Raw genomic sequence first — 7,273 nt, 5'->3', positions numbered from 1 at the left:
CCGTCAGCACCTCGCGCTCCGGGAGGTAGCCATTGCGAACCACGGCACGCTGCCCGCTCAACGTCTTGACGTTACTGAACTGCTCAAGCAGCTCTGCCAGCTCCACTTCAATCGCCTCCTGGATGACCCGTCGGGCCCCGCGCCTGATCAGCTCCTCGAGCCCAAGCCCGATTTCCGATAGACCGACTGCTTCTTTCCCTTTATCCTTGCTCATGGTGGACCTTTCTTGTGCTGGTTTCCGATCTCGACAATCAGATTCTCAGCGGAAAGCTCCACCGCCCTCTACTCCGCGCCTCAAATTCCCCGCCTGTACACCAGTTTCGACTTTAGCTCTTGAATGCGTCACTCCGGCGCAGTGAGCGACGCGCTGGCATGCTCAAAGTACTGTTTTAATTGCGCTCACGGTTCTTTGCTTACATGATGTTCGATCTGAACTACTTGAGCCGGGAATTTCATACGTCCGCTGAGTGTTCTGCTGGCTGGCGCTGTGCTGGACGACGCACTGCACTATACGATTCCTGCGCGCACCCCAGCGCGTTGTCGTCACCACATGTTCAACGAGATCGCTTGCAAGCGCCCGGCTTGCTGAGCCCGCTGTCGGACCTGAAGGTGGTGGTGCCGATCAAGACCGCTGTGGGCTATGCGCCGCAGGGCATCGCCAGCCACGTTGCGCGCTTCCTCAAGGCATGTGCGGGCTCAATCAGCTATGGGGGCAGTGTGCCGGCGACATCTGCCTTATCATGGGGCCTTCGCATCCATCACCACAACCATGCACCTGCCAACCGAAGACTTCCAAGGTCACCCGCTGGTGCGGATTGGCCACGCCGACTCCTATCTGCTGCTGGCACCTCAACATGGTGGGCGCCTGGTCCGCTGGGTACACCGAGGGCAAGATATCCTTTACTGGCCCGACGCCGCTGACTGGAACTGCCCTACCAAGGTCCGCGGCGGCAATCCACTGCTGTTTCCGTTTGCCGGCCGGCATTTTGTCAAGGGCAACCCGGGGCAGTGGCGTGATTCGCAAGGGAAAGTGCATTCGCTCGCGCTGCATGGTTTTGCGCGCGACCTTCCGTTTGAGGTCAACGCCATCAACGCTCGCGCGTCCATCAGAATGACGCTGCGCGACAGCGGGGCAACGCGCGCAGGTTATCCATTCGCCTTCGTTTTTGATGCCGTCTACGCGTTGCTGCCCGATGGCCTGGAAGTCACGCTGCGCACCATCAATACCGGCACGCAGCGGCTGCCCTGCTATCCCGGCCACCACTTCTATTTCGCCTTGCCCCACTCACAGCGCGCCGCAGCATCGCTCGCACTGCCGCGCACGGAGCGCTTGCGCCAGCGGTCGGATGGCAGCCCGATGTGCGCGGAGCCGGGCGAGCCGACATACCGGCTCGACGACCCACGGTTGCAGGACGCCCTCCACGCCTTCCGCGATAACCCGGCTGCCACGCTGGCCATACCTGGGCGCAAAATCCGCTTCGAACTGAACCAGCCCGGCAGCGCGCCATGGCATGCCGTGACCACCTGGTCCGAGACTGAGACCGCCGACTTCTATTGCGTGGAGCCGTGGGTAGGCCTGCCCGATGCGATCCACCACGGCCTCGGCCTGCGCTGGATCGAGCCCGGCCAGACGGAAAGCGCGGTGTGCCGGTTGCGCGTGACGTCAGATCTCCCCGCGTTGGCCAAAGTTCGCTCAGACGATGAAGTGCCACCGACGTGATAAACGTACTTCAAGTCGCTTTGCCGGAAATTGTTCTTTGTGCGCTCGTTTTCATTAATTCTGTTGCTTTCCTAGCGCATCAGCCTGTCGCTAGCTTGAAAACTTCGACGCGGCTCCTATCGATCATGGGAATCGTGCCGGTGACTTTCAACGTCGCCCATCACCCGCCGGATCTCGCGCCGTGGTCGGATACTACTTCAGCTTAAGACTCCAAGTTAGTAACCACATGGGGACACAATCAACACGCGTTGTGCCCATGGTCCCAGCCGGGGAGTCTCGGGGACACGCCGAATCTGCCCAGTGCAGGGCTGCCTACCGCAATAGGCGATTTTTTCATGGGCCTATGCTTGGAAGAAACCAGAGTGAATGGCGTTCGCATAGACCTGTAAGTAGGTTCACGATGCGCTGCGAATGCGGTCGGCTCGTCGTTTCCGGATTCCAGGACCTCGTTCGCGAGGCGGCGATCTTTCCTTATCGCTCTTTGCGGCCTTGGCCCGTCAGTGATTCCAGTACCTTCGGCCGTGCTGTACCGCCGCAGCGGCGAGCACATAATTTCAGCTTAGGGCGCTGGCGGAGCAGCCCGGCCGCGACACGCTTGAAGGCGGCCGCTTGCATGCGCCGGACGCGAGCTACATGTGAAGATTCAATACATTGTATCCGTGGTTCATCCAAACTGAGTCTGGAAAACGCGCGGCACCACACGTTGCTGGAACGCTGGATCGAGCCGGCCAGCCAAGGTGGCGGGCGCTTTCTGATCCGCGTCATCGACGAAGTCCAGGGGATGTCGCAGCGAGAATGGTTGTGGCTCGGCAGCGAGTGGCCGACGGGCTCTGGCCTGTCGTTCACGGCAAGCCTTCCGCCGGTGCCTTGTGCACAGGGATTCCGGTTTGCGACAGCGCGACCGCGCTGATGCATGCCATGACCGATTGCCTGCCGGTGGGTTATTGCCTGGCCAATCAATTTTCCGATGAAGACGGTGTGCCATGTCTGCCGCCACGTGCTGCTGCGCTTGGCCGCGGGCGCGGACGTTGAGGAAGCGACGTCACTGAATGCGTGGCGGCAGTTGGTCAAGGCATGCCGGTCATCGCATCTTGACGGCGATGGTGTCGGCCACTGCGTCACGACAGCGCAATGAACGCAGCGCGATGCAGATGAGATGGAACCACCGCGTTTAACCTGGCATCGCGACAGCATCCTGACCTATGCGTCCTAGATGGGCCACACACTGCACCGGGCCTGCGCATTCAATGGGCTTTGGCCACGCCCCTTGCGCTCATGCGGCGGACTGGGATTCACCACGGCCGGCACCGGCCCGCCTACGGATTGATCGGGAGCGACTCGCGGCGTTAGTGGGCGAATCGGAGAAATTCCAATGGTCAACGCTCGATGAAGCGCGGGCTTGCCTGCGGCCCGCCCTCTTCGGCGCCGAAGCCAGAGTCTGCCCCCTCTGCCTGGCTGCAGACTTGTTTGCGCTGCGCTGGCTGCAGGACTGTCCGATCCACGCGGTGCCCAGCGTGCTGGAGTGTCGCTGCGGCCGGGCGTTTCCGATGACGTTTTCGGATCCTGACGGCCGGCCGGCAGCTACCCCTTGCGATCGACTGCGCTTTTTGCCCCCGAGTTGTGCCACCGCCCTCGCATGGTGCCGGCGGACATGGTGCGGTGGATCCGTTGTTGGTGTGGCTCGATGCGCTCACGTACCTCTCGTATTCGGAGGTGGTCGCAGGCCAACGCTATTGGACCCCACGCCTGGCTTTGAGCGCTGGCGGAGCGCCGCGTCCGCGATACGCTTGCGGACGGCGGCTTGCATGCGCCGACGCCGGCGAGTTCGCGACCGGCCCGCTCGCTGTGGCCGTGGTGGAGTACCAGGCGCCGTCACGCTGCCTGCCTCGTTGAGCCGGTTATTGCCGGCGCGAGGCGTGGGGCCAATGCCCGGCCTGCGGCTATCGCGCCATGCGGCACCGTCAACGCCGCCGCGTTCCGGCCGGGGCGAGGGCGGCAGCGACCGTCCAGCCTTGAGCGTGCCATTGCGCGACAATGGCCCTCCGCAGGCCGCGCCTGCTCGGCGGGCTAGAGCGCGGCACCAGGTTCTGGCCTTACCGAGAAGCTGTCGGCGCGTTTGTCGCGCGCTTGTACGACGGGCGAATTCAGGCAGTTGGCGAAACGCCCCGAGCCGCTATCTAGGATTACGGTCCGCGTTGCTTCGCTCTCGCCCGGCTTGCAGTCGTCTGCACGAACGACGTCGCCACGAGCAGCGACAACACTAGATATGGGAACGTGACCGCCTGCACAAGTAAAGTTGTAGCTATCGTCGTGCGTGGCCAAATTCCCTGCCACCCCTTGTCGCGTATCGCGCTCGGGGCGTCAACTAAAGTTGTAACGCAATGCGCAAATTCAACTAATCTATCGGCGACGCGAGCGCGCGATGCGCCTTTACCTCGAAGGCGCGACCGACAGCCAGATCAAAGCAGCCTGTGGCATCAGCCGCGGCCAGACCTACCGATTGCTGACCGAGCGCTGCCTCAAGCAGCACCCCGACGGAAATGTCTACGGCTGGCGCGGCCTGTTACCGCACGCACGGGTGAAGTCCTACCAACGGACAGCGCCACTCGAGCTCAATGCCTGGAGCGGCGGAGCCGTCGGATGCCCTCCAATGGTTGTTCGAATCTCCGGCAGGGCGAGTGTCTCGCGTTGTCGATCTTGGCACCTGGCCGACGATCGACGAGTTCGCCCTCCCCCTCGACCGTCATGCTCTCTCGACGCGCTCGAACGGCGCCATCATCGGCCGCCGCGTCCCGTCGCCGGAGCGAGCCTTGCGCACCGCTTCCTGACCGCCAGCCAGTTGCCGCGGCCGTGCGGGAGATTCGGCGAGCACGCGATCAATGTAGCGGGCGGGCGTCACATAGCCGCGCTTCTCGGCTTTGAAAGGCCATTCGCCGCGTTGCTTCCCCGCGTCGCCATTCAAGTGGCCGTCTACACGCAGTCGCGGGCGTGGGTCGTGGCTCTCCTCGATGTCGCCTCACGTAGCAGTTCCAGTTCGAATATGCGGAGGAACTGCTCGACACGCTGATCGCCAATTACAACGCCGCCCCGCACTCGGGGCTGGGCTACCGCACGCCACTCGAGCAGCTTGAGCGGTTGATGGCCAACGGTATGGCCCCGCCGCGCACCGCCGAGCCCGCCGCGGTGTGCCGCTTGGTGGGTGTGCGCAAGCTTTGCACCCTGCTAGGCGGCGTCAAGAGTGGCCGCTGCCCACACTTCAACTTTGCCAACGCTCGTTACTCGGCCGAGTGGCTGCTTGCGCACCGATCTGCTGGGTCACGCGTTTTGGTTGCACCTCGACAACGAAGACGACGCCCGCTATGCCGCCGTCTCGATGCAACAGGGCTTGTTTCTCGGCGTGGTCCGCGCCGCGCCCCCCGTGGCACCGCACGCCCCACTCTCCATATGTGCGCAGGGCGATTCGCGCGCTGGAAAAACGCCGGCTGCAGCCAGCGAGGCGACGACCGGAGCGAGCGCATGGGTGGCCTCGGGCGCCAGCGTCGGCCGACGGCAGGCTTTGTGCGAAAACGCGCCCGGTAGCCTGGAGTGGGTACTCACCGCCGCGCAAGCGCTGGGCCTCGCCTATCCGGCGCGGCCAACCGGTTTTGAACCGCCTCCCATCGGGACGGCGTGGTACCCCCCGCCCACATCTAACGCCAGCTGGCGATCATGCGCCGCCACCACTTGGCAAAAAACGCGAGCACGGGAAGCCGTCGTATTGGCCGTCGCTGCCGACCACGACGGAGTATCGGGCGCTCGCCCGCCACGTGCGCCGCCACCTCGCTCCGACGGCGCGAGATGAGTGGCCTGGTTCATCGGCGCGTGCGATCCGTTGGCGATCAGCGCGTGGATGGGCAGCAGTCCCCGCGCGCGGTAGGCATTCATCGAGCTGCTGTAGGGACGTGCCGCCGAACCGGGCGTTGAACAACGGCGTTGGCCCGATCGCTCAGCACATCGTGGCGTGACAGCGCCTGGCTGGCGCGCCTCATGCCCAGCGGCCGGCTCGACTTCGCGGCGGCGATCCCGGCCGAGTGGACGGCGGCTCCGCGTGCTGACAAAGCAATGCGGCAGGTGGCAGCCGCCGCCTGCCGACGGGCGCGCCGGGACGCGATGTGGGCGGCCAGTCGTGGCGCGTGCCTGACCTGGTCGGAAGCGACCGGTTGGGAGGTAATCGACGCGATCGCACCGGCCGATTGCGATGGGCGGCATCGCCGCTTGCTGGGCCTGCAGGACGGGCATCCGATGCTGGCCGCGCTTTGTCGCGCGCTGTGCGCACGCACCGCTGCAGGCATGGGCGTCGACGCCGGGCGCGGCGATCCCGGGCCTGCGGCGCTGTGCGACGGACTACCAGCAGCAGATCGCACAGGTCGCGCTACCGTTTCCCAGCTCGGCGCGCGCGGTGACGCGCGAACCGATCCCGCCATGGCGGGGCGCGGCCTATCAGGTCTTTGTGGCGATTGTCGGCCGCCGGAAGGGATACTGGCAGCAAGCCCATGACCTGACCGAGGAGGCCCGCTACTACCAAAGGGGTGCGCCCGGCCGATGTTGCCGGGCGCTGATTTGCCCCTTCTCTTTCTGGTCGGCGCGTAGAAAGGGGCCGGGCCGGATGGCAGTGATCTCGATGTGACGGTTCAGCCTGCCCGCGCGAGGGGGGTTACAACTTGAGTTGACGACATAGACCCAACTTTAGTTGTGTGTGAGCGGCAAAAAATGTGATGCCTGAATCCTAAACCTTACCTGATAACCCCCATTATCAGGCTTGAATTTTTGCGGGATTTGCCGGGTTTTGGAAGCTGCACTTGGGGAAATTGGGCCTTGCGGAGGTGCCGGAACCGGCGCCAGGAGGCCGGCAGACGCGGCGCTGACACCGCTTGAAGCCGCCACGGGCGCGGCGGATTCCCTACAGTGTAGCCGAAAATGGGGTCGCTGGCGCTGCCCGCGACGCCACCAGCACGCCCCTGCCTGAGCGCTTCATCCAGTTCATGCGCCGCGCTCGGGTCGCCGCGCAGTGATTATTAGCAGGTAAGATGAGGGTCGTTGCCGACCCCCTTCCCTGCCATGGCCCAACATAACCTCGTCGCCGCCGACATCCCGCGTTATACCCGCGCCGACTTCACGGCGCTGCGCTTCCGGCTCAACCGCATCCCGACCGACCAGATCCTGGCGCGCGTCTATGACGAGGACGCGCTGCATGCCGCCGGCATCGAGACATCGGCGCAGCTGGAAGCGCGGCTCGACGCCATGCGCGACCATCTGGTCGAGCGCGTTTGCCTCAGCAATCCGTATCTTTCAGAGAGCCTGTCAGACGCCCGCCGTTTCAATCGCTGGCCCAAGACCGCCATCGACTATTTGGTGCGTGCCGCCGACCAGGATTTCTCCGCGCCGCAGCCCAACGACCCGGTGTCCGCGTGGCTGCGTCCGATCGTGTTCCGGGCGCTGCGGCACGAGCACATCCAGACGCTCGGGCAGATGCAAGGCTACATCGCGCTGCGCGGCCGGCGCTGGTATCTGCCG

Annotated in this window: 4 protein-coding genes and 1 pseudogene; 3 read left to right on the top strand and 2 right to left on the bottom strand. The window is 64.4% G+C overall.

Features of this window, described 5'->3' with window-relative positions; translation table 11 throughout:
- Nucleotides 1-214 (bottom strand): annotated as a pseudogene (locus K309_RS0133085) (IS256 family transposase); the annotation flags it as partial.
- A 555-nt stretch (nt 215-769) separates the two neighbouring features.
- Here K309_RS0133085 and K309_RS0133080 point away from each other — a divergent pair.
- The gene (locus K309_RS0133080; protein ID WP_029050248.1) at nt 770-1,720 is read left to right on the top strand and encodes an aldose epimerase family protein; all 951 of its coding nucleotides are present in this window, start codon (nt 770-772) and stop codon (nt 1,718-1,720) included.
- A gap of 2,743 nt (nt 1,721-4,463) precedes the next feature.
- Here K309_RS0133080 and K309_RS0133070 read toward each other — a convergent pair.
- Nucleotides 4,464-4,682 (bottom strand): hypothetical protein, encoded by a 219-nt coding sequence (locus tag K309_RS0133070; RefSeq protein ID WP_029050246.1) that lies wholly within the window; start codon nt 4,680-4,682, stop codon nt 4,464-4,466.
- A 1,275-nt stretch (nt 4,683-5,957) separates the two neighbouring features.
- Between K309_RS0133070 and K309_RS0133065 the strand changes: the two genes are divergently transcribed.
- Both K309_RS0133065 and K309_RS0133060 read left to right on the top strand, forming a co-directional pair.
- Nucleotides 5,958-6,386: a hypothetical protein gene (locus K309_RS0133065; protein WP_029050245.1), complete on the top strand. Its 429-nt coding sequence runs from the start codon at nt 5,958-5,960 to the stop codon at nt 6,384-6,386.
- 431 nt (nt 6,387-6,817) lie between these two features.
- On the top strand, nt 6,818-7,273 hold a 456-nt coding region (locus K309_RS0133060), incomplete at its 3' end, for a phage integrase family protein (protein ID WP_029050244.1).

The sequence above is a fragment of the Cupriavidus phytohabitans genome (assembly GCF_000426345.1).
GTDB lineage: Bacteria > Pseudomonadota > Gammaproteobacteria > Burkholderiales > Burkholderiaceae > Cupriavidus.
This window is presented reverse-complemented; position numbering and strand designations above follow the sequence as displayed.

What these genes read in the sequence shown, in the direction of transcription:
- K309_RS0133080 (WP_029050248.1), top strand. Translation starts at nt 770, where the DNA reads ATGCACCTGCCAACCGAAGACTTCCAAGGTCACCCGCTGGTGCGGATT.
- K309_RS0133065 (WP_029050245.1), top strand. Translation starts at nt 5,958, where the DNA reads ATGGGCGGCATCGCCGCTTGCTGGGCCTGCAGGACGGGCATCCGATGC.